General features: G+C 67.9%; 20 protein-coding genes and 3 pseudogenes. 15 read left to right on the top strand and 8 right to left on the bottom strand.

Annotation, left to right across the window (positions count from 1 at the left end; translation table 11 throughout):
* Positions 1-213: 213 nt before the first annotated feature.
* A complete protein-coding gene (locus tag ACFY1T_RS16135) occupies positions 214-1,101 on the bottom strand; it encodes a helix-turn-helix domain-containing protein (protein ID WP_390788667.1) in 888 nt (295 codons plus the stop codon).
* 1,143 nt (positions 1,102-2,244) lie between these two features.
* On the opposite strand from ACFY1T_RS16135, the pseudogene ACFY1T_RS16130 reads away from it, so the two are divergent.
* A pseudogene (locus ACFY1T_RS16130) lies at positions 2,245-2,622 on the top strand (SMI1/KNR4 family protein); the annotation flags it as partial.
* Between the two features lie 188 nt (positions 2,623-2,810).
* Here the strand turns inward: ACFY1T_RS16130 and ACFY1T_RS16125 are convergent.
* The 4 genes and pseudogenes from ACFY1T_RS16125 to ACFY1T_RS16110 form a co-directional block, all read right to left on the bottom strand.
* The gene (locus ACFY1T_RS16125; protein ID WP_390788666.1) at positions 2,811-3,332 is read right to left on the bottom strand and encodes a hypothetical protein; all 522 of its coding nucleotides are present in this window, start codon (positions 3,330-3,332) and stop codon (positions 2,811-2,813) included.
* Positions 3,333-4,090: 758 nt separating this feature from the next.
* Positions 4,091-4,453 (bottom strand): hypothetical protein, encoded by a 363-nt coding sequence (locus ACFY1T_RS16120; RefSeq protein ID WP_390788665.1) that lies wholly within the window; start codon positions 4,451-4,453, stop codon positions 4,091-4,093.
* 22 nt (positions 4,454-4,475) lie between these two features.
* Positions 4,476-6,017 (bottom strand): pyridoxal phosphate-dependent decarboxylase family protein, encoded by a 1,542-nt coding sequence (locus ACFY1T_RS16115; protein WP_390788664.1) that lies wholly within the window; start codon positions 6,015-6,017, stop codon positions 4,476-4,478.
* 175 nt (positions 6,018-6,192) lie between these two features.
* A pseudogene (locus tag ACFY1T_RS16110) lies at positions 6,193-6,957 on the bottom strand (ISL3 family transposase); the annotation flags it as partial.
* An 875-nt stretch (positions 6,958-7,832) separates the two neighbouring features.
* Here ACFY1T_RS16110 and ACFY1T_RS16105 point away from each other — a divergent pair.
* The 9 genes from ACFY1T_RS16105 to ACFY1T_RS16065 all read left to right on the top strand — a co-directional run bounded on the left by ACFY1T_RS16105 (position 7,833) and on the right by ACFY1T_RS16065 (position 15,044).
* Positions 7,833-8,846, top strand: coding sequence for a beta-ketoacyl-ACP synthase 3 (locus tag ACFY1T_RS16105; protein WP_390065033.1), 1,014 nt, complete (start codon positions 7,833-7,835; stop codon positions 8,844-8,846).
* A gap of 10 nt (positions 8,847-8,856) precedes the next feature.
* Positions 8,857-9,147 (top strand): acyl carrier protein, encoded by a 291-nt coding sequence (locus tag ACFY1T_RS16100; protein WP_376136916.1) that lies wholly within the window; start codon positions 8,857-8,859, stop codon positions 9,145-9,147.
* Positions 9,148-9,274: 127 nt separating this feature from the next.
* Entirely contained in the window at positions 9,275-10,168 is an 894-nt protein-coding gene (locus ACFY1T_RS16095; RefSeq protein ID WP_390788663.1) for an alpha/beta fold hydrolase, read from the top strand.
* Positions 10,169-10,256: 88 nt separating this feature from the next.
* Entirely contained in the window at positions 10,257-11,252 is a 996-nt protein-coding gene (locus ACFY1T_RS16090) for a beta-ketoacyl-ACP synthase 3 (protein ID WP_376136914.1), read from the top strand.
* A 135-nt stretch (positions 11,253-11,387) separates the two neighbouring features.
* Positions 11,388-11,630: an acyl carrier protein gene (locus tag ACFY1T_RS16085; RefSeq protein WP_376136913.1), complete on the top strand. Its 243-nt coding sequence runs from the start codon at positions 11,388-11,390 to the stop codon at positions 11,628-11,630.
* A complete protein-coding gene (locus tag ACFY1T_RS16080; protein WP_389024385.1) occupies positions 11,627-12,559 on the top strand; it encodes an alpha/beta fold hydrolase in 933 nt (310 codons plus the stop codon). The genes ACFY1T_RS16085 and ACFY1T_RS16080 overlap by 4 nt, the downstream gene beginning before the upstream one ends.
* Before the next feature lie 228 nt (positions 12,560-12,787).
* Positions 12,788-13,888 carry an IS630 family transposase gene (locus tag ACFY1T_RS16075; protein ID WP_390788662.1) on the top strand — a complete coding sequence of 367 codons (1,101 nt, stop codon included), beginning with the start codon at positions 12,788-12,790 and terminating at the stop codon, positions 13,886-13,888.
* Between the two features lie 53 nt (positions 13,889-13,941).
* On the top strand, positions 13,942-14,457 hold the full coding sequence (locus ACFY1T_RS16070; RefSeq protein ID WP_390788661.1) for a winged helix-turn-helix domain-containing protein: 516 nt from the start codon (positions 13,942-13,944) through the stop codon (positions 14,455-14,457).
* Entirely contained in the window at positions 14,454-15,044 is a 591-nt protein-coding gene (locus ACFY1T_RS16065; protein WP_390788660.1) for an IS630 family transposase, read from the top strand. The genes ACFY1T_RS16070 and ACFY1T_RS16065 overlap by 4 nt, the downstream gene beginning before the upstream one ends.
* A 158-nt stretch (positions 15,045-15,202) precedes the next feature.
* Here ACFY1T_RS16065 and ACFY1T_RS16060 read toward each other — a convergent pair whose 3' ends face one another.
* The 3 genes and pseudogenes from ACFY1T_RS16060 to ACFY1T_RS16050 form a co-directional block, all read right to left on the bottom strand.
* Entirely contained in the window at positions 15,203-16,447 is a 1,245-nt protein-coding gene (locus tag ACFY1T_RS16060) for a glycosyltransferase (protein WP_390788659.1), read from the bottom strand.
* A gap of 458 nt (positions 16,448-16,905) precedes the next feature.
* Positions 16,906-17,585, bottom strand: a pseudogene (locus tag ACFY1T_RS16055) (DUF1524 domain-containing protein).
* Between the two features lie 792 nt (positions 17,586-18,377).
* The gene (locus tag ACFY1T_RS16050; RefSeq protein ID WP_390788658.1) at positions 18,378-19,808 is read right to left on the bottom strand and encodes a pre-peptidase C-terminal domain-containing protein; all 1,431 of its coding nucleotides are present in this window, start codon (positions 19,806-19,808) and stop codon (positions 18,378-18,380) included.
* Between the two features lie 353 nt (positions 19,809-20,161).
* Between ACFY1T_RS16050 and ACFY1T_RS16045 the strand changes: the two genes are divergently transcribed.
* The 5 genes from ACFY1T_RS16045 to ACFY1T_RS16025 all read left to right on the top strand — a co-directional run bounded on the left by ACFY1T_RS16045 (position 20,162) and on the right by ACFY1T_RS16025 (position 25,508).
* Positions 20,162-21,112 (top strand): ABC transporter substrate-binding protein, encoded by a 951-nt coding sequence (locus ACFY1T_RS16045; RefSeq protein WP_389024377.1) that lies wholly within the window; start codon positions 20,162-20,164, stop codon positions 21,110-21,112.
* Between the two features lie 2 nt (positions 21,113-21,114).
* On the top strand, positions 21,115-22,077 hold the full coding sequence (locus tag ACFY1T_RS16040) for an amino acid ABC transporter permease (protein ID WP_229333973.1): 963 nt from the start codon (positions 21,115-21,117) through the stop codon (positions 22,075-22,077).
* 8 nt (positions 22,078-22,085) lie between these two features.
* Positions 22,086-22,838 carry an amino acid ABC transporter ATP-binding protein gene (locus ACFY1T_RS16035; RefSeq protein ID WP_376136952.1) on the top strand — a complete coding sequence of 251 codons (753 nt, stop codon included), beginning with the start codon at positions 22,086-22,088 and terminating at the stop codon, positions 22,836-22,838.
* A complete protein-coding gene (locus ACFY1T_RS16030) occupies positions 22,835-24,049 on the top strand; it encodes a M20/M25/M40 family metallo-hydrolase (RefSeq protein WP_390788657.1) in 1,215 nt (404 codons plus the stop codon). The genes ACFY1T_RS16035 and ACFY1T_RS16030 overlap by 4 nt, the downstream gene beginning before the upstream one ends.
* Positions 24,050-24,221: 172 nt before the next feature.
* Entirely contained in the window at positions 24,222-25,508 is a 1,287-nt protein-coding gene (locus ACFY1T_RS16025; RefSeq protein WP_390788656.1) for a cyanophycinase, read from the top strand.
* Positions 25,509-25,625: the final 117 nt, after the last annotated feature.

Raw genomic sequence — 25,625 nt, 5'->3', positions numbered from 1 at the left:
CCATCGCAGACTTGACCGCGTCACGCCCCTGCCCGTTCGGGTCTCGAGCACTCGGCCGGATCGGCCAACGCTCCGCACTCCCGTCAGCGACTGCTTCGTACGGGTAGGCGGCAGGGGCTGAAGCCCGGTCAAGCGCGTAGGACGTCCCGCCCGCCGTTCGGCGGCTGAGCCCCTGGACGCATCGTCCAGGGGCTCAGTAGCGCTCGCGAGTGATCAGCTCCGAAATTGGCCCTCACGTCGTCCCGGGCCGGCGTACGCCTTCATGGCTTCGTCGATGAAAGGCAGAGTACTGTCCGGGCTCAGCGCCTGAGCCTGCAAGTGCGCATACATATCGCCGTAGAGCCGCACATCGGAACGTTTCTCCAGATAGAGGTCGCTGGTGAACCTTTCCAGATACACCACGCTTGCATCGGTGGCCTCGGCGAACTCGAGCAGCGAGAACTGTCCCGAGATACCTGGGTGCGCACCCACGCCGTGAGGGAGAACCTGCATGGTGATGTGCGGCTGGGCACCGAGGCGGGCCAGATGGTCCAGCTGCTTGTGCATGACCTCGCGGCTGCCCACGACGCGCCGCAGCGCCGATTCGTCCAGTACCGCCCATAAGCGCAGTGGGTTCCGCGGGGCTCCCAGCCGGTCCTGGCGCCGCAGCCGCACCTTGAGGCGTGCGGAGGCCTGTTCGGGCGCGGCGTGAGGGATCGTTCCTGCGATGATCGCCCGGGCATAGTCGGGGGTCTGCAACAGGCCAGGGATCACCAGCGGCTCGTAGAGCCGGATCGCGGCCGCCTCGGCCTCCAGACCGATGTAGTCGCCGTACGGGATGTCGCCGTAGGAGTTCCACCAGCCCTGCTGACCCGATTCCCTGGCCAGCTGCATCAGATGGTCAACCCTCTGCTGATCCTGAACTCCGTACAGCCCGCAGAGATCGCGCACATCGCGCGGCTTGATGACGCGGCGGCCGTTCTCCAGCAGGCTGATCTTGGGCTGGGAAATCAGCAGGCGCTCCGTCACCTGCTGTGTCGTCATACCGCTGATCTCACGGAGTCGGCGCAGCTCCGACCCCAGCCGGCGCCTGCTGACGGTGGGATTGACAGTGGCGCTCACCGGATACGCACCTCCGCTCGAAAGTCCTTACACAGGCGAGCAGATTGCCACGACCGGGCCGGCTGGATCCGCTTTGGCGACGTGTCGCGCACGACGATTATCGCCGGGCAAATTACAGCCTTGGGTTGCGTCAATTCTCACCCGATTGGCCACATTTTAAGGTTCGAATAACTAGAATCGAAATATCTTTATCTTGCTTTTCTGTGCATGCGAATGACAGGGGGTGCTCTGCGTAATATGCCTGCTCGGAGGGAAGCCCGAAGGGCTGACGCTTACGGGGCGGAGGGGATCATCCCCTCCGCCCCGGGTCCTCCTCCGATCGGGAAGAGTTTCCGACTGGTCCGGTGATCAGCTGCCGCATGGACAGTCAGGCCCGTCGGGTGACGAATCTCCATAGTTGAGGGCCCTACCAGCGAGCGTCAGGACAGCCCTGATCCGCGCGATCCGTCCGGGCGACGGTTCGGGCTGACCGGGGTTCTGTTCGCGTTGGTTCAGGTGTTCCCGGGCGACTTCGGTGAACTCCCTGATCCTGAGGTGCAGGGTGTTCAGGTGCTGCCTGGACCGGGTCGGGTCAGGGGCGGTTACACCGTCGGGGCCATGGCTCGACCGCCCGGCATGGTTGAGAACGAACTCAAGTTGAACGGCGGCACCCTGTACCCGGTCCGCGACCTGGGCGACGCTTTCAGGACCCTCAAGGGTCACATGCTGAGCTGCCGCCCGAACCAAGCGGGCGTCATTGGCGGAAGCGAGTTGTTCCCTGTCGGCGGCATAGTCGGCGACATACCTCGGAGCTGCACTCCTTCGTGCTCGTTCCTCGATGAGGTCCAGGGAGGTGGCGATGTGGATGACTGGGGACACCGCTTCGGCGTACTCCTGGGCGGCGGTCAGGAGGCGTACGTAGGCCTCCCGCTGCGCGGTTCGGCGGGCGGTGTCCAGGGGACCCAGGTAGGCGCTGGTCGCCTGCGCAAGTCCAGCCTCAACAGCTCCTGCGGCTTGCTTGCCGGCTCCGCGAACAGCGAAGCCCCCGCCTATGCCAGGCACCCACCAGGGAGGCCGCGTCAGCGATGATCGCAACCAGTGTCTCGTTCTCCCTGACGGGATCCTGCCGTACGGGGACCGATCACGTCAGGCTGCCGCTCGCCGGGGCCGTTCTACGGCCTCATGCCACTGGAGCGGTGTTCCCTGCTGGTCATGGAAGCGCCCGGAGAACCAGGGACACCCCGAGGCTTCGGCTGCGTAGGCCCCGGGCCGCATGAACGCGACCTCTTCCTCCACGTCATAGAGATGGGCTGCACCGACGTATGCGTCATCGCGGTGACCGGTCCCCTCACCGGCCGCGTCCTCATCGGCAACGGCGACGGGTTTTGGGGCCCCAGCGTCTCCTCCGCCACCGACTTCCTCGACTGGTACTAACGCTGGCTCAACCACATGAGCGCCGGACGCGACAACCGGGCCTTGGAACTCACCTCACCGCGGCTTCGCGCCCATCCCGACCGCCATCGCATGGCCCCGAAGATCTGACTCTCCGTAACGACTACACGGAATGTGAGCCAGAACCCGCACGGTGCGCGTCTACCGCCCCGGCACCGGTTGGCCGGGGCACTGGATGCTGCCGGTTTTGAGACCGGTTCAGGCTGGCCGCGTACCGTGAATGAGTGACGGCCTCTTCAGTGAAGAGCCGAAGGGGCCGCCGGGGTTCTCGGGGTCGGTCAGGCCTCGAAGATGTCCCTCGATTCGAGGGGCTTGATGACCGGCTCGTCGTCGGCCGAGACCGTGAGCTGGAACCGCACTCGGCCGTGTTCGGAGTCGGCGGAGGAGGATGTTTCCTGGATGGCGAGGTCGACGCTGCGAGCATCGGGGTTGGGCGCGAAGGTCACGGACAGCGTCAGGGACCATGTGCCGTTGAACGTGGCGAAGTCCCGCCGCGGGGTCCAGACGAAGACCTCGTGCGTGCCAGCGGCGTTCGTGTACCTCTCGACGTCCCAGCCGTTGCCCTGGGAGGGCGCACTCCCGCCGGTCGTTTCCCTGTCGACGTGGTCCGGGTCCCTCACCAGGTCACATGGACCGACGGGGACGGCGATGGAGATGTTGTAGGCGCGCACGTCCCGGACCAGGTCCTCGCCGATGGTGAGCGAGAAACCGTCGGTGTCCGGCTTGGCGCCGGCGCTGAAAGCTTTCGGCGCGCGGCTCAGCCGGTAGGTCAGGAGGGGGCCCGGTGCGGACGTGCTCATCGACAGACCATCCTTTAGGTAGTGATCACGCTGACACTCAACGTAGCGCCACCGATTGCCGCTCTGGACGATTTCAGGGCGCCGCGGCAATCCCGACTTTCCTGGCGGCGGGTCGCCGGGGCCTTTCTCCAGACCCGCGCTGCTGTGGTCCTGCCGGCCGGCGCGTGGTGTCGTGGGGTGCGGTCTCGGGGAGGGGCCGGGGGCTCGTGTTGCCGGGGGATAGGGTCGGCGGCAGCCCGCGCCGATAGGCGTGCTCGGGTGAGGCCCGGTGGCCAGAGCGCTCTGGGGGGGGCAGTACCACCGGACCGACCCGAACAAGGTGTCGATGCTCGGCCGGTGATGGCCGGTCAGCGGTGCGCGCCATCCGGGCCCCAAAGGGGGGAGCCGGCCCGGGAAGCGGGTCCCGATGGGCGCCCCCGGCGGTGTGGCATTCTCGGTGATCGTTTACCGGCAGTGTGCCCGGATGCTGTGGTGGTGTGGTGACGTGCCGTGCTGAAAGTCTCGGGTCTGGTCAGCAACGGTGCCGGCAAGCAAAGCGGACATATATATGAGTTCCGTTTCGTAGAGCAGGTCAGCCTCGCGGACCTGCGCTGCGTAGTTCTCCAGGCCGCGACGCGCATCGCAAGGCCATGCACGAGGAGCACAGCGTTCGAGGCGTCTCCGGCGTGCCGGGGATCCGCCGATTCCGTACGCCCCGCCGCCCCCTGCGGCGGGGCGTACGCACACCGCCAACTGCCTACTGCTCGCCGTTCTCGCGTTCATACACCGGACCGGGTTCCACCAAATACTGGCTTCCCCTCCCTGTCGTCCCCGTTCGAGATCTCCGACACGTATTTCACCCTGTACTTCTTCGGTCTGTCGTCCGACGGCGTGAGATCACTGACCTGCTCGACGAGGGGGACCGCCTCGGCCGTGCGCGCCAGGTCGGTGACGACATCGGTGTCACTGGCCAGAGCGGTGGGAACGGGGCCGAGAGCAACCCCGGCGGTAAGACCAGCAAGCATCAGTTTTGGATCAGGCCTGGCCAACGACGCCGCTAGCTCACGGTCACCGTTGGGCGCGTTCAGCAGGAGCGGGAGACTCCGGCGAGGTTTGTGGGGGATCGGTTCGATGCTGATCAACGCTTCGGGGTCTGGTTGGTGCTCACCGGTGCGGCGTCTGGTGGCTGGCGGTGGGATGGCCGCCGTCAGTGTCCGTGTGGGTGTGGGTGGCGTGGAGGACTTCGCGGATCAGGAGGTCGAGGTCGTTGCTGGTGGTGCGGTAGTTGCACAGGCAGGCACGCAGGACAGTGCTGCCGTGGGCGTTGACGGTGGCGAGGTAGGCGCGCCCGCCGACTTGTACGCGTCGGGCGACGCGAGTGTGCAACGAGTCCGGGTCGCCGCTGCCTGCGTCGGTGATGCGGAAGCAGACGACGGGCCAGGGTCCGCCCGCGAGGAGTTCGAGCCGGGGTTCGGCTGTGATTCGTTCTCGCAGCTGGTCAGCGAGGGTCAGGTAGTGCGTGATCAGGGCGGTGACGCCGTCGCGGCCGAGGTGGTTGAGGGTGGCCCACAGGGACAGCGCGCGGGTGCCGGGCCGGGTCAGCTCGATCGTGGCGTGGGACAGCCATGGCAGCGCGCCGGGTTCGTCGGCGGTGAGGTAGGAGGCGTGGTGGGCGAAGGCTGTGTGCAGGTGCGCGGGGTCCGGGACGAGCAGGGCTCCGCAGCCGACCGGGACGCTGAGTGTCTTGTGCGGGTCCACCGTCAGTGAATCGATTCCGCTGATGCCCTGGTAGAGGGGTGCCAGGGCGGGGACGGCGGCGCCGAGTCCGCCCCAGGCGCCGTCCGCGTGGTGCCACATACCGGTCTCCCGGCACAAGGCGGTGACCGGTTCGAGTGGGTCGACGGCGCCGGTGGCGGTGGTGCCCAGCGTGGTGACCGTGCAGAAAGGCAGCAGGCCCGCATCGCGATCGGCGCTGACCGCGGTGCGCAGTGCGGCGGGGTCGAGGCGGTCGTGGTGGTCGGCGGGTACAGGGCGTAGCCGGTAAGCGGGCAGGCCGATGCAGGCGGCGGCCTTGGCGACGGACATGTGTGCCTGGGCGCTGTAGTAGAGGGTGAGGCGGGTGTGGTCGCGGTCGTAGGCGGGGCCGTCGCCGGCGCCGCGCTGGGCGAGGAACCAGGTGCGGGCAGTGGCCAGGGCGAGCAAGTTGGCCATGGAGCCGCCGCTGGTCAGCACCCCGCCTGTCGCGTCGGGTAGTCCTGCGAGGTCGGCGAGCATGCGTACGGTGCCGCGTTCCAGGTCCATGAGGGCGTTCTCGCCCATGCCGCAGGTCGCGTTGACGGCGCAGGCCAGTAGTTCGGCGATGATGCCGGCGGGTGCGGGTGGGGAGTTGACCCAGGCGAAGAACGCGGGGTGTCCGTTCCCGGTCGGATACGGGGCGATCTCTTCGCGTACGAAGTCCAGTACCCGGCCCAGTTCCTGCCCCTGTGAGGCGAGGGATGGCTCGCGCAGCCGTTGCCGGTGGGCCGGTGGCATCGGGCGGTATACCGCGCCCGCCGGAACCTCGGCCAGGTAGTGCGACACCCACTGGGCCGCGGCGACGAGTTCGTCTCGCAGCACCTTGGGGTGGGCGCCGGGCGGCCGCTGGTCCAGGGGCGGCACGGTTTCGCTGCAGGGGGCTGGGTCCAGGTCGGGTGAACTGTAAGACATGGCGGCGGAGAAGACCTTTCGCTGTCACAAGGCCCCAGGTCAACATGCCGAGAGCCATGATCGTAACGAGCAGCCCCGCGGGGCGACACGCGGACTGGCAGAGAATTCGAACAGGGCGGACGGCCTTACGGGAGGACCCCAGCCGGAAGGAAACGGTGTCGCGTGTGCGTCATGAGAGCGGCGCGTCCAGCACAGTGGCCCAGCAAGTGCTGTGCGCCTTGACCTCGCTCAGGGCAGCTTCACACAGGTTGTGCCACAGGTGCCACCGGTCGGCGACCTGAACCGCGACGGGCAGGGCACGGCGGATGGCTTCGGCGTACGTCGTCGATCCGTCGCGGCACACGACTTCGATGCCCGGATGTCGGCGCAGCCATATCTCCAGTGTGTCGGCGGTGCGGTCGGGCAGCACGTCGATCCGCTCGTGGGTTTCGGCGTCGATCACCACGGTGGCATAGCGGTGCCGTCGGCGCAGAGCGAAGTCGTCGACGCCGATCACGCGGGGCTCCCGCCCGGTGGGCAACGCGATACTCAGCAGGGTTCGCAGGGCGGTGTGACGCGACAGGCCCACCGCGAGTACGGCCAGCAACCGCGATCCAGCCCGGCCCGCTAACTCCCTGACGACTGCCTTGATCTGCTTGGTCAGACGGGTCGTGCGTCGCTGGTACCGCTCCAGCACTCCAGGGATCTGCTCACGGAAGGTCTGCCGGCAGCCGAGCGTGGGGCATACCAGGCGTCGCACCCTCACACGGACGACCACCCGGCGTTCGTCGACCGACACGTCGGCCACTGTCCGCCAGTGGTAACCGTGCACCCGCCCAGCCAACGCCCCGCACAACGGGCAGATCGCGGCCTCCTTCGGAGTCCGCGCCCGCACCACGATCCGCTCACACTCATCGACCACCTCCTCGATGACCAGCGGAGACAGACCCGAAAACACCATCCGCACAAGCTCGTTGACGTCCTTCACACCAACAACAACGATCCCGGACAACTCAGCGTCACCACCGAATGTGAGACAGAGCCGTTCCTTTTACAGTCCCGCCCGGACCGGCGTGACCTCGATGCTGCAGGCCTGGAGCAGCCGGCGCTTCCACGGCGACGGCACCGTCCGTACCCGTTCCCCTGTGGAGTCAGCTGCGGGCCAAGTGTGAGCGCATGGAAGAGCCTCAATGGGCCCCTGGGCAAGCCGTCCAGGAATTCCGGACGGAGTCTTCTATACTCCGCAAGATGATGGCGGGTTCCAGTTTTGTAGAGAAATTCAGGGTTTCTTTGTGCCGGCAGGCGGGGGCTGCGTACGACGTAGTTCTCATGTTGCTTCCCGACAGGGCTCGTATGTGGGATTGGCCCGGCGCGTACCTGAGGCGGGCCGCATACAGGAAACACGTGCGCCATGTGAACGACGGGATGAGTGTGCCGCCTTCGGCGCGCGGGTCCGCCGATGCAGGCGCGCAGTTGGCCGCCGGGCGCGCCAGGTCGCGTGCTGTTGGCGACCGTGCGGCGATCCGGCGCAGAGGTATCACCTCCAGATCCCGAGCCGACTCCTGAGGACACGGCCGACTCGTCTCGGATATGGGCGACCGGCGCGGGCGGGCTCACGGCGATGACGTGAGGCAGTCATGAGACCAGCTGCATACAGGGCACATGCGGCGCCGCGAAGAGGCGCCAGCACATAGTAATTTGAATTCACATATGCATTTCCTTGTCTTTGACATGGCTGTCGGGTCGTGAATACAGTGCCGCCCGGCTGCCATGCTCAGGCGAGTGTTGTTGCGTGGCTGGGGAATTGATGAAGCCGCGACAGGCGTAAGGAGCCTCATGGCGTCCGGTGTAGCTTCCGTGGTATCAGGTGTCGGATCCTTTCTGCCGCCGCGGATCATCGGTAACGAGGACCCTCCGCTGACGGCTTTGGACACCACTGGCGAGTGGATCCGCAGCCGGACGGGTATCGAGCGTCGGCGGTGGGTTGAGCCGGGTACGAGCACCGGGGACCTTGCGGTGCAGGCAGGCCGGGCCGCGCTGCGCAGCGCCGGCTACCCGGTCGTCGACCTGGTGGTGCTGACCACGACAACGCCCGACCATCCTTCGCCGGCGACCGCCCCATGGGTTGCCGCGCAGCTCGGCCTGGGAACGATTGCGGCCTTCGACATCGCGGCGGCCTGCTCCGGATTCACCTACGGGCTGGCGGCCGCGAATGCGTGGATCACCTCGCGGCAGGCGCAGTGTGTGCTGGTCGTGGCGGCTGAGACGCTGTCGACGATCACCGACCCCTCCGACCGAGGAACGGCTGTCGTGTTCGCCGACGGCGCCGGTGCCGCCGTCCTGCGCAGCGGGCACCTGGAGGAGCCGGGTGCCATCCAGGCCGTGCTCCTGGGCAGCGACGGTACCCAGAAGAACCTGGCGGTCGTCAATTCGGGCGGATCCCGGCAGCCTGACACCGAAGGCACGGCCGCCCGGGCCGACCGCTGCCTGCAGATGCGCGGGCCGGACATGTTCGCCCACGCCGTGCGCCGCATGACCGAAGTATCCAGGCTCCTGATGGAGCGGCTGGAGTGGCCGGTGGAGTCCCTTGGGGCGTTCATCGGACACCAGGCCAACCAGCGGATCCTGGACAAGGTCGCCGACCTGGTCGGCGTACCTGCGGCAAGCCGATTTGCCAACATTCGTGAGGTCGGGAACACCTCGTCCGCCTCCATCCCGCTGGTCATGAACGACCTCGTCACCGCTGCCACCGTCCCCGCCGGGGCCAGGACGCTGTTGACCGCGTTCGGCGGCGGGGCGGTGTGGGGGGCGGTCGCTTTGAACTGGCCCGACATCAAGCCCTCGTCCTGAAGGAAGACGCATGAGCCAGCCGGCGCAGCACCCTCTTGAGTACATCCGCACCTACCTGGCCTCCGAGTTCAACGTGGCCGCAGACGAACTCACCTATGAGCGCACCTTCGACAGCTTGGACCTGGACTCCATCGCCCAGGTGGAGATGTTCGTGACCCTCTCCGACCACTACCGCATCCACCTGGACGACTCCCTTGCAAGCGGGGGGATGACCCTGGGGCAGACCGCGGACCTGGTGACCGCGGCCCTGGAAGGCATCGCCAGCCAGCGACAGGGTTGCGCCGCCGCCACCCCACACTGACCGGCGTGCGGCCTCCCAGCCCCCAGCAAGCCGCCCCACCGGCAGCCCCGGCCCGCACCAAAAAACTGCCCGAGGGGATCGCAGAGCCCCGTACGAACCCTGTCCGCCCGCCGTCTGAGGGAGAACCGTGACCGAGGCGATCACCCGCACCCTGTCCCTGGACGGCCTGTCATTCTCCTACCAGGTCATCGAAGCCGAATACCCCGTCATCGAACCGGTCCTCGTCATCGGGGGAGTCCTCCAGGGCATGCACGGCTGGTCCATCATGGAACGCCATGTCCTGCCGCACGCCAGCCTGATCTCCGTGGACCTCCCCGGCGCCGGCCGGTCCACCCCCCTGCGCCCCGAGCAGAGCATGGAGGTCATGTGCCGGGCCACCGAGATCATCATCGACGACCTCGCTGTGGACCGCGTCAACTTCCTCGGATACTCCTTCGGCTCCGCCATCGCCTTCCGCTGTGCGCAGCGCCGCCCAGAACGCTTCGCGAAGCTCGTCCTGGGCGGAGTCCCCGTCCGCATCAGCGACAAGCTCATCGCCCTGTGGAAGCGCGGCGCCCAGCGCATGCACAGTGGGGACCCCCGCGGCTTCGTCGACGTCCTCGCCGAGATGTTCCTGTGCTCCGACGAGCAGGTCACCGTCAGCAACCGTGACGTGGTACGCCAGCTCGTCAAACGCATGACGCTGCGCGCGGTCACCGCCAACGCCCACGGCTTCTGGACGATGGAACGGTCCGTGCTGGAGAACCTCGATCCCGAAGGCGGCCTCCAGGGGGTGCCCACGTTGGTCTTCTGCGGTGAACACGACACCATCAGCTCTCTCGTAGAACAGCGCGAGTTCGCACAGACCATCGGGGACTGCACCTTCGCGGCCATCGCCGACGCCGACCACTGGGTGTTCATGCAGCGCCGCGAGGAGGCCAGCGACCTCGTCATGCGCTTCTTCACCGGCCGCAGCCTCGACGACTGCGACTACCTCCTCGAACCGGCTGCGGCCGCCTACGTCGCCGCTCGCAACGGCTGACCCTCCTAGGACACGTCGAGGAGCAGCCGGCCCGACCCCTGCCGACCGCAGGGGAAATCCGAACCAGCGTCACTGAGATCGGGACAAGATGACACAGACCGTCGTGGCCGGGCTCGGATGCTGGCTGCCGCCCACCGTAGTGCGCAACGCGGACCTCATGGCCCCCGGCATGGACGCCTTCGTACGACGGCGCATCGGTATCGCCCAGCGTCACCGCATCACCGACGGCCATGCCACCGTCCACCTGGCCACCGAAGCAGGCGCCCGAGCGCTCACCTCCGCCAACACGGAGCGCACCGATGCCGTCATCCTGGCCACCACCACCCCCGACCGGCTCTGTCCCGCCGGAGCCCCCGAAGTCGCCAGCCGGCTGGGCATGACCGGCACCCCAGCCCTGGACATCAACGCAGGCTGCTCAGGCTTTCTCTACGCCTGCGAACTCGCCAAAGGGCTCATCGCGGCGGGCACCGCCGGCTCCGTCCTGGTGATCGCCGCCGAGAGTACCTCCACGATGGTCAACCCCGCCGACTCCGCCACCGCCCCCATCTTCGGAGACGGAGCCGGAGCCGTCGTGCTGCGCCGCGCGCGCCCCGGCCAGGAAGCCACCCTCGGCCCGACGATCTGGGGCAGCGACGGAACGCTCGCGGACACGATCTCCATCCCCGCCGGCGGAGCACGCCAACGCTCCGCAGCCGACACCGACGGCGCGGACCTCTACCTGCACATGCACGGAAGCGAGGTCCTGCGCAACGCGGTGCGCCGCATGAAGCAAGCCGCAACCGCGGCGCGGGCTGCTGCCGGCTGGGATCCTTCGGACATCGACCTCCTCATTGCACACCAGGCCAACGCGGCGATCTCCAAGGCGCTGGCCGCCGCCCTGGACTTCCCCGCGGACCGCATGCCCTCCAACATCGACAGCGTCGGCAATACCGCCGCGGCCTCGCTGCCCATCCTCCTTGCCCAGGCCGCCCGGGACGGAACGCTGAAGGAGGGCCAACGCATCCTCCTGGTGGCCTTCGGTAGCGGGTTGTCCTGGGCAGCGACCACCGCCACCTGGCCCCCGGGGCTCACTGCGCACCTGTGAACCCGGCAACGACCGCGGCCGGCCGTACGCCGGCGGCGGAACCCCGGACGAGGTCGCTGACCGAACCGGCCACGCCCTGAGCACCCACCAGCACACCGTCCAGCCGACCGGTTGCCGCCGATCTATGGAGAACCCATGAGCGACATGCTGCGGATCGTCATCGACACCCTCACACAGAAGGCCGGACTGCCCGCGGCCCCCGTCACACCCACGGCCACCCTGGCCCAAGCCGGGGTCGACTCCATGGCCATCGCCGTCCTGTCCATGATCCTCGAAGACGACCACGGCATCGTGATCGCCGAAGCGGACCTGTCGGCCAACACCACCCTCACCGAGCTCGCCGACTTCATCGAACAGCACCGCAAGGCCACCGCGTGACCCACCACGCCCAACCGGCACCTGTCCTGCCCGGCCGCGACGCCCGCGACCACCACATCGCGTGGGAGAAGGCCGGCTACCCCTGCCGCGTCCTCACCCCACGCACCCAGACGCCGGGCGGACCACCCCTGCTTGTGCTCGGCGGAGGCCTCCAAAGCCGCCACTCCTGGACACGCCTGGAACACCGGGTCCCCGACCGCCGACTCCTCATCCCCGACCTACCGCCCGCCCGCTCTCCCGGACAGACCCGAACGCACCTGACCTGGGACGACCTTACCGACGCCGCTCTGGCCGCAGCCGACCAACTGCGCATCGGCCGATTCGCGGTTCTCGCGGTCTCCTCCGGCTACCCCATCGGCTACCGGCTCGCCCAACAACACCCCGACCGCATCAGCCACCTGATGCTCTTCGGCGCAGCCCCCCAACCCCGCCCGCACCTTGCCGCGCTCATCCGAGAAGGCCTGCAGCGCGAAGCCACCACTACGACCGACGCCTCACCCGAACGCCGACACCATGCCGCAGCCCAACTCGTGAAGGCCTTGACCAACACCCAAGCGGCTGAAAAATACCTGCTCCTCAAGGCCGCAGCCCGCGTCATGCTCGCCCAGCTCACCGCAACCCCGCATGACCCCTTGGTCCGCTACGTCTTCGACCGCGGGTCGCTCCTCCTGTCCAACGCGCTTCCCGCCGGCGGTCTGACTGGTGTCCCCGCCCTCGTGGGAGTGGGCGAGCACGACACCGCCACCACCGTCGAAGACAACCGCGCCGTAGCCGCAACCATCGCCGGCTGCACCTTCCTCGTCATGAAGCACGCCGACCACCTGCTGCACCTCGAACGCGATGCGGACTTCGCAGCCGCCGTCACCCTCTTCCTCGACAACCAGCCCCTCGCCACCGTGGCTCACAGCGCCGTCGAACTCCTTCCATGACCCGAGCCGCCCGCTCGCGCGTCAACGGCAAGGGAAGCAGGCCGTGTCTTTCGGATCATGGCGGGCCCGGGCTGCCCTGCACCGCGCCTCGCGGCGTTCTCGTCGGTCGCCGACACACCACGTCGGCTCCCTCCTCGGCCTTGCGATGCATGGCACCGGACACCCCGGGCTGATCCGCCCTGATCCGAAAGACACGGCTAGTGACCTGAGTCAGAGATTCGTCGTTGGTTGGGTGTGAGTCGTCCTGGACCGAAGATCCCGCCGTTGCCGGTGACCGATGCCCAGCGGGCCGTGCTGGAGGGGTGGGTCCGGCGTCGCACGACCGCTCAGGCCCTGGCCCTGCGGTCACGGATCGTTCTGGAGTGCGCCCAGGGCCACTCGATCGCGGAGGTGTCGCGCCGTCTCGGGATCGCTCCTGAGACGGTCCGAACCTGGCGGCGGCGGTTCCTCGAGCGCGGCCTGGAAGGCATGAGCGACGAACCGCGTCCCGGTGTTCCGAGGAAGATCACCGACGCGGACGTCGAGCGAGTGATCGTCAAGACCCTCGAGGAAACACCGAAGAACGCCACCCACTGGTCCACCCGCTCGATGGCCGCGGCGACGGGGATGTCACAGTCGAGCATCTCGCGGATCTGGCGGGCCTTCGCGCTGGCCCCGCACCGGTCACGGACATTCAAGCTGTCGACGGACCCGCTGTTCATCGACAAGGTCCGTGACGTCGTCGGCCTCTACCTCGACCCGCCGGAGAAGGCCCTGGTCCTCTGCGTGGACGAGAAGTCGCAGATCCAGGCCCTGGACCGGTCCCAGCCGGTCCTGCCGATGATGCCCGGCGTTCCCGAACGCCGCAGCCACGACTACATCCGGGCCGGCACCACCACCCTCTTCGCCGCCCTCGAGGTCGCCACCGGCAAGGTCATCGGATCGCTCCACCGCCGCCACCGGGCAGCGGAGTTCAAGAAGTTCCTCGCCAAGGTGGACAAGGCAGTCCCGGCCGGCCTTGAGGTGCACCTGATCCTGGACAACTACGCGACCCACAAGACGCCCGACATCAAGCGGTGGCTGCTGGCCCACCCCCGGTTCCACCTGCACTTCACCCCGACCAGTGCGTCGTGGCTGAACCTGGTGGAGCGGTGGTTCGCCGAGCTCACGCAGAAGAAGCTCAAGCGAGGGGTCCACCGCTCCGTCCAGGCCCTCGAACGCGACATCCGGGGTTGGCTCGCCGACTGGAACGAGCAGCCCAGGCCCTTCATCTGGACGAAGACAGCCGACGAGATCCTCGACAAAGTCGCGGCCTACTGCCACCGAATCTCTGACTCAGGTCACTACTGATCTTTTCGTTGATTCAGTGGATGTGGCGGCGTTGTGGGTGGGAGGCTGTCGGGGTGTCTTACAAGTCTTCGTCTGGTGTGTCCGGTTCTCTTGTTCCTCCTTTGAAGCGGCCTGAGTTGGCGGAAGCTCGGCGTGTTCGTGCGGTCGAGTTTTTCGGGCGGGGCTGCTCGAACATCGAGATCGCGGGGATGGTGGGGGTGCATGCGGAGAGTGTCCGGCGGTGGAGACGGGCCTGGGAGAACGGCGGAGCCCAAGCACTGCGGCGGCGGCCAGCCCCCGGTCGCCGGCCGAAGCTCGACGACGCCCAGGTGGAAGAGGTGCGGACCGCATTGGAGCGGGGTGCTCAGGCGCATGGATTCGAGGCTGATCTGTGGACGTTGGAGCGGGTCGGCGTGGTGGTCGAGCGGGTGACGCAGGTGTCGTTGTCGCGAGCGTCGGTGTGGCGTCTGCTGACCGGCCGGCTGGGGTGGAGCCTGCAACGCCCTGAGCGGCGGGCGGTGGAGCGGGACGAGTCCGAGATCGCCCGCTGGATCGCGCGCGAATGGCCGCGCATCAAAAAGGGGCGGTGAACACACGTGCCTGGATCGTGTTCCTCGACGAATCAGGCGTCTCGTTGCTCCCCCAAGTCCGCCGCACCTACGCACCACGCGGCCGCACCCCGCTCCTGCGGCACCGGCTGAACTGGAAACGCGCTTCAATGGCCGCGGCCCTGGGCTACCACGCCACCGACCCCGACCGCGGCCCCCGCCTGTGCTTCCACCTCAAGCCCGGCAGCTACGACACGACCGCCCTCATTGAGGTCCTCGAACAGATCAAGGCGTTCTACCGCGGGGACAGAGTGATCCTCGTCTGGGACGGACTGTCCGCTCACTGGAGCCGGGCGATGCGAGCATGGGTCGCCGAACAGGACTGGCTGACCCTGGAGCGATTACCCGCCTACGCTCCGGAGCTGAACCCGGTGGAACTGCTGTGGTCCTCACTCAAGAAACGCGAACTCGCCAACCTCGCCGGCGACCACCTCGCAGACGTAGCCGACGCCACCGAACACGGCATCCACCGCATCAACCACAACCCACAACTGCCATGGTCCTTCCTCACCCACACCGGACTCACCATCCACCCACCACACCCACCGAACTTACGAAAAGATCAGTAGGGGGTGTTTTGTTGATCAGGCCGGGTCAGGGAGCGGTGGTGGGTGCCGTGGATCGCAAGGCGGACGAGGGAGGCGACGTGGTGTGTCGGCGAGCGAGGACAACGCGGCGAGGCGCGGTGCCCGCCGCCGCGAGCCCGGCATGATCGGCAAGACGTCCCCTAGCGGCCTGAGGCAGGAACGGGCCGCCCAAGCTCCGCCTGAAGGACAGCAGTGCCGTCCTGCTGCTCCACCATCCTGCCGATGTCACGCGTCCGGGCCCGGTATCCCTCCTCCTCCAGCAGCCGGCCCAAGGCCCAGGCGAGGTTGTCGCCGTTGAGCTGCCGCTGAGGGATCACCGCCGATGTGAGACCCAGCGCATGCAGCCGGGCTCCCCAGAAAGGCTGGTCCAACCCGACAGGGACGGGCAATGATGGTGTGCCGGCGCGCAGGCAGGCATGAGTCGTCCCGGGCCCCGCATGATGCACCGCTGCTCGCATCTGGGGGAACAGCCATTCGTGGGGACACTCCCCGATATTGAAGATGTCCTCACCCCGCCCTGCCAGCCCGGCGTACCCACCCTGGACGACAGCCCTCACACCAAGACGCCGCACCACCTGGGTGATGCTCTCGGCGAGCTTTTCGACATCTACGCCCGCCATACTCCCGAATCCGAAGTAGATCGGGGCAGGCCCCGCCTCCAGGAAATCCACGAGACGAGCCTCGGGCTGCCAGTGCGGAACGCGGTGGGGCTGCCAGGCACCGACCACCCGGTGCAGAGCGGGAAACCGCACACGAGGCGGAAGCAACACGGTGCTGAACCCGTACCGTACGGAACCCCGCGAGGCCGAAAGCAGCGAGTTCTCCGTCGCGCTCCCAGGAAGTCCCAGTTCCCGTCCCAGGTAGCTGGCAGCCGGCTTGTACACCGGGGCCAGCAGGACCTTGACCAGCGCATCGGATGCCATGTAGCGCCACCGGGGATTTCCCGCCACCAGACGGGGGAGCATCATCGCGTGGGAGACGGTGTAGACGCCAATGCAGCTGATCCCCAGCCCGCGGCCGATCAAGGCAGCCTGGGGGTGGAGCAGTGGATGGGCGAGCAGGACGTCCGCCCCCCTGCCCGCGACCATCAGGAGATGCTCTGCCGCGATGACTGCCATCTCCTGAGAGTTCTTCGTCCGAGCGCGTCGGGACGTGAATTGTCCGATCGCCGCTTCATGCCGGTCAAAAAGCATGGCGCAGACGGTGAGCCCCAAGCCTCGAAAGGCAGCCGAGTAGCGGTCGGACGTCACCACCACGACCTCATGCCCTGCTCTCATCAAGCCTGCGGCGAGGCCGGTGTAGGGCGCAATGTCACCCGCCGTGCCCCACGTGGCCAGCACCACACGGCGCGGGATGCGCGCAGGGATCACCGGGTTACCGTCCATGGCACTAACCCCCTTCCTTGACGGGGTGAGGCGAGGACCGCCCACCGCCGCACGAACCAGGTTCCTCAGCAACAGGAGTCGGGCTGCGGGGGATGTGGTCGCGACATCCCCGGCGACCGCCTTACGGGCAGGCTTCTTGGGACCTGCCCGTACCGCACGGGCGAGCCGACCGCCTGTACAACGCGGTGAAAGCCAGGGCGTTACGCTGTGTACCGCCTCGTGCACACCGGACACCTTCCGGCGATCCGTGTCGGGCGGTCCTCCAGGTACCGGAAATGCGCAGTCCACGAGTGTCTCCGGGAGAGCGACCCAGAAGCCGTCGTGTTGTCGGCCGGCCATTGGGAGCAGAAGCAACCCTGACCTGTCGAGCACGGCGAGCAGGGGCCGACCATCGTCGTGCCATCAACGTCGGTGGAATGGTGCTGCCTGCGCATTGCGCAGGCAGCACCATTCGGATATCACACGGCGGGTTCGTAGACGACGGTGGTGGTGGGACAGTCCTCGGCGAGTCCGAGGAGGCCTGGCGCTCGTTCTCGTCGACGGCCAGGTCCCAGCGGAGCTTGGTTCCGACCCAGGTTGCGGCGTAGGTGCAGTGGTAGGAGCCGTCGGACGGCAGCCACTCGGCGGGGTCCTTGTCGGCCTTGGACCGGTTGGATGCGGCGAATACCGCGATGAGCGTGTCAGGGGAGGCCTGGTCGTTCGCGTACGCCTCCCGCCGCGCCGCCGGCCACGGCACCTGCTCCGAGTCGAAAACCTCCGCCAACGGAACAAAATGGTCTACATCGAGGCGAGCCGCATCGGTGACGACGATGTCGTCGTCGTACGTGCTGCGCCAGGATCCGCCGGTCAGCTTGCAGCCGGTCGCGACCTGCGGCGCTTCCACGGCTTCGGCGAGGATGACCTCCTTGCGGGTGTCGCAGCCGTCCCCGGCGTTCAGGCCTTTGTTCCAGTGCTTGTACAGGTCCCGCTTGTAGCCCTCGCGGTGCTCGACGGCGACGGGCAGGCGGTCGATGGCTTCGAACAGCGGTAGCGGAGCCCGCAGCCCGGCAGGGCCAGCGGCCAGGGCGGTCGCGGGTGCCGGCGTGGCGGTGGGAGCGGAGTGTGCGGCCGGAGCCGCGGTGAACAGGGGCAGGGCCAAAGGCCGGTGGAGCGTGCCCGACACCCACCCTGACAGGCCCCGGGGGACAACTCACTCGTGTGGGCGGCCGGATTCACCGAAGAAGCGAGCCTGCTCCTTCAGCTTCGTCAGGGTCGAGGTACCCGCCGTCGCCCGGATCCCGGCTGACGTCCGCGGACACCGGCAGCTGTACCTCTGACTTACCGGGGTACGGCGCAGCCGGCTCGGCCCGGACGACAAGAACAGGGCGGAGATCCATTGCGCGGCTCCGAGTGCGGCCTTCTCCTGGCCCCGGATCCCGATCGTGATCACGCTCTCGTCGCTCATTCCCCAGGAACCGCTAGGGGGTGTCCGGAAAGTAGCGCCGTCCGCCCGAAGGGCGGTCCCGCGGCGTCCGGTGCGTGCTCTCGGCGTGCCGGGCGGAAGCCCTTGTACTGGACGTACTCGGGATTTCGCCCGGTGCGCCGAGAGCGCGTGCCGGGCGTCGCGGGACAGGCGGGACTTTACGGACACGACCTAGTAGCTGGCCGTGGTTCTCGCGCCTGCGGGAGGATCACACCATTGAGTCCCCGGGGGTCCCCGGTCGGCGGGTGGCGGCGCGATAGCGCCAATCTCGCCCATTGCCGGGTGGCGGCTGGCCGGCGGGCGGTATTTTCGCCGCCATGACCGTTCCTCTGCTTGATCGGCGTCCGTCGTCTCCCGGGCCGAACACGCTCTAGTCCTGGCGGCCACCTTCGCCGCGCTGATGGTCATCCCCCTGGCCTCCGCGGCGACACGTGCGCTGGACCGGTTGACGCCGGTCCAGCGCTGGTGTCAGTTCTTGGTGAGGGTGCAGGTGTAAGCGGGGGTGCCCGAGCCGCGGTAGGCCTCGAGTTCGAGGTAGTAGGTGGCGCTTCCCGCGGCGGTTCTGGTGAAGGTGAGTGACTCGTCGGCGCCCAGGCCGTTGTTGACAGATCGGGTGAGGGTGCTGCCGTTGGAGTCGAGGAGGTAGAGGTCTGCGTCGTAGGCGTCGGGTACGGCGCACTGCACGGTGAGGCGTTCGTTGGCCGCCAGCGAGACACGGAAGTAGTCGCGGTCGGTGGTGGAGGCCATGGTGCCGCTGATGGAGGCGGGGTAGGTGAGGGCGGTGGCGTCGTTGGCGGTGGCCCGGGTGTCGTTGGCTTCGTCCTCGGCGAGGAGGACTGTGCCGCCCGGGGTGCCGCAGGTGGTCTGCGGCGTGCCGCTGTACGGGTTGGTGTCGATGACGCCGCCGGTGACGTTGCGGAGGTAGTAGCCGCAGGTGGGACGGTTCTTGAAGTCGTAGGTCTGGCCGGGGCCGAGGTGCCAGATCTTGTAGCCGGAGAACGTCAGAGGTTTGCCGGCGGTGGCTTGTTCGGGCTGGTGGTCGCCGAGCACGATGAAGGCCTCGGTGCCGTAGAGGGTGGCCTGGCCGTTGCTGTCGAGGAGCAGCGAGCTGCCTTCCTCGACTCCGACGCCCCAGGCCTTGCCGCCGGAGGTCCGGCCGTCCTTGATCGCGCGGGCGACGAAGGCCATGGTGCGGCCCATCCGGTCGCGGGCCGTGAAGTGGGAGTCGTTGATGACGCCAGCGTAGTTCGGCCAGTCGAACATGCCGGTGGTGAAGGTGATGTAGCTGTCGTACGGGTTGGCGAGGGCTTCGGCGCTGGTGATGCTTCCCTGGCATGCGTCGTAGACCACGGGGCTGTTGATGTGGGTGCCCGCGCTGCCGCCGCCCGAGCCGCCGCCCTTGGCGACGACGGATTCGACGGAGGCTTCCAGTGCGGTGCCCTTCCAAGCGGCGTAGCGGCACTGGTCCCCGCCAGCGAAGTACACGAACTCGGCGTTGCGGATGTCTGCGTTGACCTGGCTGTTGTTGCCGTCGGAGGCGGCGGTCAGGGTCCAGCTGGTACAGGAGTTGATGCCGGGCAGCGCCATGACGGCGTCGCATTCGGGGGTGGCGCTGCCTGAGGTGGGGGCGGAGCCGGCCAGGATGACGACGTCGAGGCTGCCGGTGCCGCCGCGGATGGCGTCGATGGCGGCCGACATGGATCCGGGGTTGATCTTTCCGTCGCCGTTCATGGTGAAGGCGGGGCCCTGCCAGGCGGTGCGGCTGACGTCGGAAGGGCTGCCGAGGCGTATGCGGGTGCCGGCCGCTTCGGCGCTGCCGGTGGAGGCGAGTGCGCCGGTCAGCGTGAGCAGAGCCATGGCGGCCGAGGCCAGCTTGGCATGCCTGAATCGTGTGTCCATGAAGTCTCCGAGAGGTGGGGGAGGTGCGCGGATCTGCAGAGGGCAGGGCGTGGCGATGCCCTGAGGGGCGCGTGGGGGAGCTGCGCCGTCGCGGTGGTGCGCAGTAGCAGAACTTACAAGCCAAGTTGAGTGAACGGTAGTTGTAGCGCGCAAAACGCAGCACCTCTCCCCTGGTCGGTTGATTCAGGCCGCTCAATCGCTTGGCCGCGAGGGCCTTGCAGTCCAAACCGTGCCCCGTTACTGCAATGTAACGAGCGATACATCTAGTCATCATCGAACCAGTTCTGTAATTTCGGTGTTGCAGTCGACGGCGAACGCCCCGTCGGCCCGAAGACCGGAGAGGCATACGCCTGATGAACACCTGTCTGTCCCGAAACCTGATCATTGCGTTGACGGCCGCGACCGCGCTGGCCACGCTCACTTCCTGTTCGGACTCCGCCGACGCCGCCAAGTCCGCTGGCGTTGAGCAGATCACCGTCGCAGGTGCGGCGGTCACGAAGGACACCGCGCTGCACGACGCACTGCCGGACGCGATCAAGAAGTCGGGCACCGTGCGCGTGGCCACGGACGTGCCCTACGCGCCGTTCGAGATGTTCGTGGCCGAGGGCGAGCCGGAGCTCACCGGGCTCGACTACGACCTCGGGCAGGCGCTCGGGGCGAAGCTGGGTGTGAAGTTCGATTTTGCGCCGCAGAAGTTCGACGGGATCGTGCCCGCGATCCAGGCCGGCAAGTTCGACGCGGCGATGTCGGCAATGACCGACAACAAGGAGCGCCAGGCGGTCGTCGACTTCGTCGACTACTCCGTCTCCGGTTCCGGGATCATGGTCGCCAAGGGCAACCCTGAGAAGATCACCACCCTCGATGACCTGTGCGGCAAGAAGGCCGCGGTGCAGGCGGCGACCAACCAGCTCGACCTCCTCAAGAACCACCAGGCCAAGTGCAAGGCCGCGGGCAGGGGGGAGATCGACATCCAGACCTTCCCCAAGGACTCCGACGCGCAGCTCGCCCTGCGCTCGGGCAAGGTCGTCGCCCAGGTGCAGACCAAGCCCGCCGCGGGTTGGACCGCGAAGACCGCTGACGGCGGAAACGCCTTCCAGGTCGTCGACGACCCGGCCGCCGCGGGCGGCTACGGGGCTTCGCCGAACGGGATCGCGGTTTCCAAGAAGCTGCCCCAGCTCAGCGACGCGATCCAGAAGGCCCTGCAGGCGCTGATCGACGACGGCACCGTCACCAAGATCTTCGACAAGTACGGGGTTGCTTCCATCGCCGTCAAGGAAGCCACCAAGAACGCGGCGGTGGACTAAACATGACCACGACCACAGTCCCCGTGGACACCGACCGTCCCGCGCCCCAGCAGCTCACCGTCGTGCCGCTGCGCCACTACGGCCGCTGGATCGCCGCCGTCGCGGCCATTGCTGCACTCATCGGTGTGGCCGGATCACTGGCGAAGAACAGCAATCTCCACTGGGAGATCATCGGGCACTTCCTGTTCGCCGACCTGATCTTCTCCGGACTCGTCACCACCCTGTGGCTCACCGTGGCCGCGATGGCCCTCGGGCTCATTCTGGGCACGCTGGTCGCGGTGATGCGACTGTCGTCCAACCCGGTTCTCTACGGGATGTCCTCACTGTTCGTCTGGTTCTTCCGCGGTACCCCGCTGCTGGTCCAGATCATCTTCTGGGGATACGCCGCCGCCCTCTACCAGTACGTGAAGATCGGCATTCCGTTCACCAGCGTCACCTTCTTCCAGGTCGAGACGAACTCCCTCCTCACCCCGGCCATCGCAGCCCTGCTGGCCCTCGGGCTGAACGAGGCCGCGTATGCCTCGGAGATCGTCAGGGCCGGCATCCAGTCGGTGGACCCCGGCCAGAGCGAAGCCGCGCACTCCCTGGGTATGCGGCCCGCGCAGACGATGCGCAGGATCGTGCTGCCCCAGGCCATGCGGGTGATCATCCCACCGATGGGCAACGAGACGATCAACATGCTGAAGATGACCGCCCTGGTGTCGATCATCTCGGCGCACGACCTGATGTCCAACATCCAGGACGTGTACGCGCAGAACTACCAGGTCATCCCCATGCTCGTCGTCGCCAGCCTCTGGTACCTGGGCCTGGTCACCCTGCTCAGCATCCCGCAGGCATGGCTGGAGCGCCGCTACGGCCGCGGCACCGACCGAGGCGGCCACACCTCGCCCCTGCGCCGGATGCTTGCCGGTGCACTGGCCCAGCCTGCCCGCACGAAGAAGAACACCAAGGAGGCGGGTGCGTGAGCGTCCCCATGGTCCACGCCCACGGCGTGCGCAAGCACTTCGCGAAACTCGAAGTCCTCAAGGGCATCGACCTGACCATCGAACGCGGCCAGGTGTGCTGTCTGCTGGGTCCCTCCGGCTCGGGCAAGTCGACGTTCCTGCGCTGCATCAACCACCTCGACCGAGTCGACGGCGGCAAGCTGGCGGTCGACGGCGACCTGGTCGGCTACCGCCAGAACGGATCCAGGCTGCACGAACTGCGTGAGAAGGAAGTCGCCGAGAGACGACGCGACATCGGCATGGTCTTCCAGCGCTTCAACCTCTTCCCTCACATGACCGCCCTGGACAACGTCATGGAAGCCCCCGTCAACGTCTGCAAGACCGACAAGTCGCAGGCAAGGGACGAGGCCCACCATCTGCTGGAACAGGTGGGCCTCGGGGACAGGGCGGGCCACTACCCGGCCCAGCTCTCCGGCGGGCAGCAGCAGCGCGTCGCCATCGCCCGCGCCCTGGCGATGAAACCCAAACTGATGCTCTTCGACGAACCCACCTCCGCGCTCGACCCCGAACTGGTCGGAGACGTACTGGACGTCATGCGCCGGCTCGCCGCCGACGGCATGACGATGGTCGTGGTCACCCACGAAATCGGCTTTGCCCGCGAGGTCGCCGACACCGCCGTCTTCATGGACGACGGCGTCGTCGTCGAATCCGGCGACCCGCGCCAGGTCCTCGTCGAACCCCGCCAGGAACGCACCCGCGCGTTCCTCTCGAAGGTCCTGTGACCGCCCCCTCGCGGGAACAGCTGCACACCAACCCGCTGCTCCCGCATGCCGAGGCCCGCCTGGAGGGCTACCTGACCGACCTGGCTGCCCTGGTGGCCATCGACTCGGGCTCCTACAGCCCCGTCGGCGTCAACCAGATGGCCGACTGGACCCAGAACCGGCTGCACCGGCTCGGATTCGACGTCGAGCGCGTCACCCCCGCCTCCTCTCACGGGCACCCTGTCGGCGACATGATCCTCGCCCGCAAGGCGGGCAGCCTTCCGGTCGAGCAGGGCGGACGACGCATCCTGCTCGTCGCGCACCTCGACACCGTCTTCGACGACGGTATTGCCGCAGCGAGGCCCTTTCACCTCGACGGCCACACGGCGCGCGGCCCCGGTGTCAGCGATGACAAGGCGGGCCTGCTGGCCGGGATCACCGCGCTGGAGATCCTGGAGGAGACGCGGGCAAGCCAGTACGCAGAACTCGTCTTCCTCGCCACCCCAGACGAGGAGATCGGCTCTCCGGCGAGCCGCCCGATGACCGAAGCAGCAGCCCGCGGCGTCCACTTCGCCCTCGCCCTGGAGTGCGCCCGGGAGAACGGCGACCTGGTCATCGCCCGCAAAGGCGTGGCCGACTTCCGTGTGAGCGTCACCGGCCGGGCCGCGCACGCCGGCATCGAGCCGGAACGCGGAGCGAACGCTGCCCTGGCCGCCGCCCACCTGGTCGTGGCCCTGCAGTCCCTCAACGGCCACTGGGACGACGTCACCGTCAACGTCGGTGTCGTACGGGCCGGCAGCCGCACCAACATCGTCTGCCCGGAAGCCGAGCTGCGCGTCGAGGTCCGCTCGGCCACCGCAGCCGGACTCGCAGCAGCCCGCTCCGCGATCGAGTCGGCCGCGGCACGGCCCGCCGTGGCCGGCACCACGGCGACCGCCGAGCAGCTGGACCTGTGCCCGTCCATGGAGGACACACCCTCCTCACGCCGCATGTTCGACCAGGCCAGATACCTGGCCGCCGGCCTTGGAATCAGCCTGGGAGCAGCTGCGACCGGAGGTGTCGGGGACGCCAACTTCATCGCGGGCCTCGGCGTGCCCACCCTCGACGGCCTCGGCCCCGTAGGCGGAGCCGACCACACCCCCGAGGAATGGCTGGACACCTCCACCGTCCCGGCCCGCGTCGCGCTCCTGGCCTCACTCATCGCCGACCTCGGCGACAGCCGCACCGGCTGACCTTCCCCAGACGTCCCGTACCGGTTTGATCGCGCCATTGCCCGGTGCGGGACCCCACTCCGGCAGCCCCTCCCACCACGCACCGGGCTGCCGACCCGCGCCGGGACCGCAGCAGCCACCCGCCGCTGCGGTCCCGGCCACCACCCGACCCCACCCACAGGAGGCAACCCTCATGCCCGTCCCGACCGGAGCCCGCCGTACCGCACTGGTGGGCAGCACCGCTGTCATCGTCGCTCTCGCCCTCGCCCCCTCCGCCCATGCACAGAGCTCCGCACCTGCCGGCGGCCGCGGCTCGCTCGTCCTGATCGGCGGCGGCCTGAAGGCCGACAACACGCAGATCTACGGCGAGATCATCAAGCGTGCGGGTGGATCGAAAGCGCGCATGGGTGTCCTCACCGCCGCCTCGATCCCCGCCAGCCAGGACCCGGACGCGAACGACCCTGCCAACTGCAGCAACTCCGCCTGCAACGGCGCCTACTACGCCGGGCTCTTCAAGCAGCACGGCGCCGCCGACGCCCAGTGGATCCCCGTCGACCTCGACCACATCGCCAACGCCGACTCCGACGAGGTCGTGCGGCAGGTCAACTCGATGACCGGCTTCTTCTTCGGCGGCGGCGACCAGTACCGCTATGTCACCACCCTGCTCCACGGCTCCGCGCACACCGATTCCAAGGTTCTCGCCGCCATCCGGGCCAAGCTCGCGGCCGGGGCCGTCGTATCCGGATCCAGCGCCGGAGCGCAGATCGCAGCGGGAGCCGACATGGTCACTGGAGGCGACTCCTACGAAGCACTCCGCGACGGCAGCAGCCCCGGCTACTTCGACGACCCCGCCCGCCTCGGATACCTCCCCGAAGGCGGCTTCGGCTTCCTGCGCTCAGGACTGATCGACACCCACACCGGCACCAACGGACGCGAAGGCAGGGCCCTGCGACTGGCCGCCGACACGGGACACGACCGTGTGTACGCGCTGGAAGAGAACACCGCGCTCATCGTCGATGACCCCAACACCCCCCGCGAGCGACTGCGTGTTCTGGGTCCGCAGGGTGTCGCCGTCCTCGACCTGCGCCAAGTCCGGACCAGCAATTCGCCGGCCGGATGGTCCCTGACCGGCGCCCGCTACAACTACCTCTCGAGCGGCGACCGCTACGACCCGAACCGATGGCAGATCCTGCCCGCCGACGGCAAATGGCCGCTGATCCCGCTGTCGGCCTCACCGGTACCGGTCAACTCGGACGTCTTCTACTCACCGGCCAACCCTGCCGGCGTCCCCTACTCCTTCCTGAACACCGCCCGCGCCCTGACCGCCAGCACCCAGCGCACCACCACGGCCAGCACCTTCGAGAGCGGCCCCCGATTCACCGTCACCTTTACCAAGCAACCCGGATTCACCGCCTGGACCAGCGACGGCGCCACCGCGCAAACCGTCACTGGCCTGCGGATAGCCGTCGCACCGGAGTGACTCCGCCCTGACGCACTCCGGGCGACAGGGCCGGCGGAATCCGGGGGATCCGGCCGGCCCCAGCCGCGAGGCCCGACACTAAGCTCGACCTTGACCCGCCCCAGCACCCACACACAC

Origin of the sequence: Streptomyces sp. NPDC001194 (genome assembly GCF_042896985.1) — a bacterium.
Taxonomy (GTDB): Bacteria; Actinomycetota; Actinomycetes; order Streptomycetales; family Streptomycetaceae; genus Streptomyces.
The sequence above is the reverse complement of the archived record's forward strand: the minus strand, read 5'-3'. Positions and strand labels throughout refer to the sequence as shown.

What these genes read in the sequence shown, in the direction of transcription:
- ACFY1T_RS16125 (WP_390788666.1), bottom strand. Translation starts at nt 3,332, where the DNA reads ATGAGCACGTCCGCACCGGGCCCCCTCCTGACCTACCGGCTGAGCCGC.
- ACFY1T_RS16115 (WP_390788664.1), bottom strand. Translation starts at nt 6,017, where the DNA reads ATGTCTTACAGTTCACCCGACCTGGACCCAGCCCCCTGCAGCGAAACC.
- ACFY1T_RS16105 (WP_390065033.1), top strand. Translation starts at nt 7,833, where the DNA reads ATGGCGTCCGGTGTAGCTTCCGTGGTATCAGGTGTCGGATCCTTTCTG.
- ACFY1T_RS16100 (WP_376136916.1), top strand. Translation starts at nt 8,857, where the DNA reads ATGAGCCAGCCGGCGCAGCACCCTCTTGAGTACATCCGCACCTACCTG.
- ACFY1T_RS16090 (WP_376136914.1), top strand. Translation starts at nt 10,257, where the DNA reads ATGACACAGACCGTCGTGGCCGGGCTCGGATGCTGGCTGCCGCCCACC.
- ACFY1T_RS16085 (WP_376136913.1), top strand. Translation starts at nt 11,388, where the DNA reads ATGAGCGACATGCTGCGGATCGTCATCGACACCCTCACACAGAAGGCC.
- ACFY1T_RS16060 (WP_390788659.1), bottom strand. Translation starts at nt 16,447, where the DNA reads ATGGACGGTAACCCGGTGATCCCTGCGCGCATCCCGCGCCGTGTGGTG.
- ACFY1T_RS16050 (WP_390788658.1), bottom strand. Translation starts at nt 19,808, where the DNA reads ATGGACACACGATTCAGGCATGCCAAGCTGGCCTCGGCCGCCATGGCT.
- ACFY1T_RS16045 (WP_389024377.1), top strand. Translation starts at nt 20,162, where the DNA reads ATGAACACCTGTCTGTCCCGAAACCTGATCATTGCGTTGACGGCCGCG.
- ACFY1T_RS16040 (WP_229333973.1), top strand. Translation starts at nt 21,115, where the DNA reads ATGACCACGACCACAGTCCCCGTGGACACCGACCGTCCCGCGCCCCAG.
- ACFY1T_RS16035 (WP_376136952.1), top strand. Translation starts at nt 22,086, where the DNA reads ATGGTCCACGCCCACGGCGTGCGCAAGCACTTCGCGAAACTCGAAGTC.
- ACFY1T_RS16025 (WP_390788656.1), top strand. Translation starts at nt 24,222, where the DNA reads ATGCCCGTCCCGACCGGAGCCCGCCGTACCGCACTGGTGGGCAGCACC.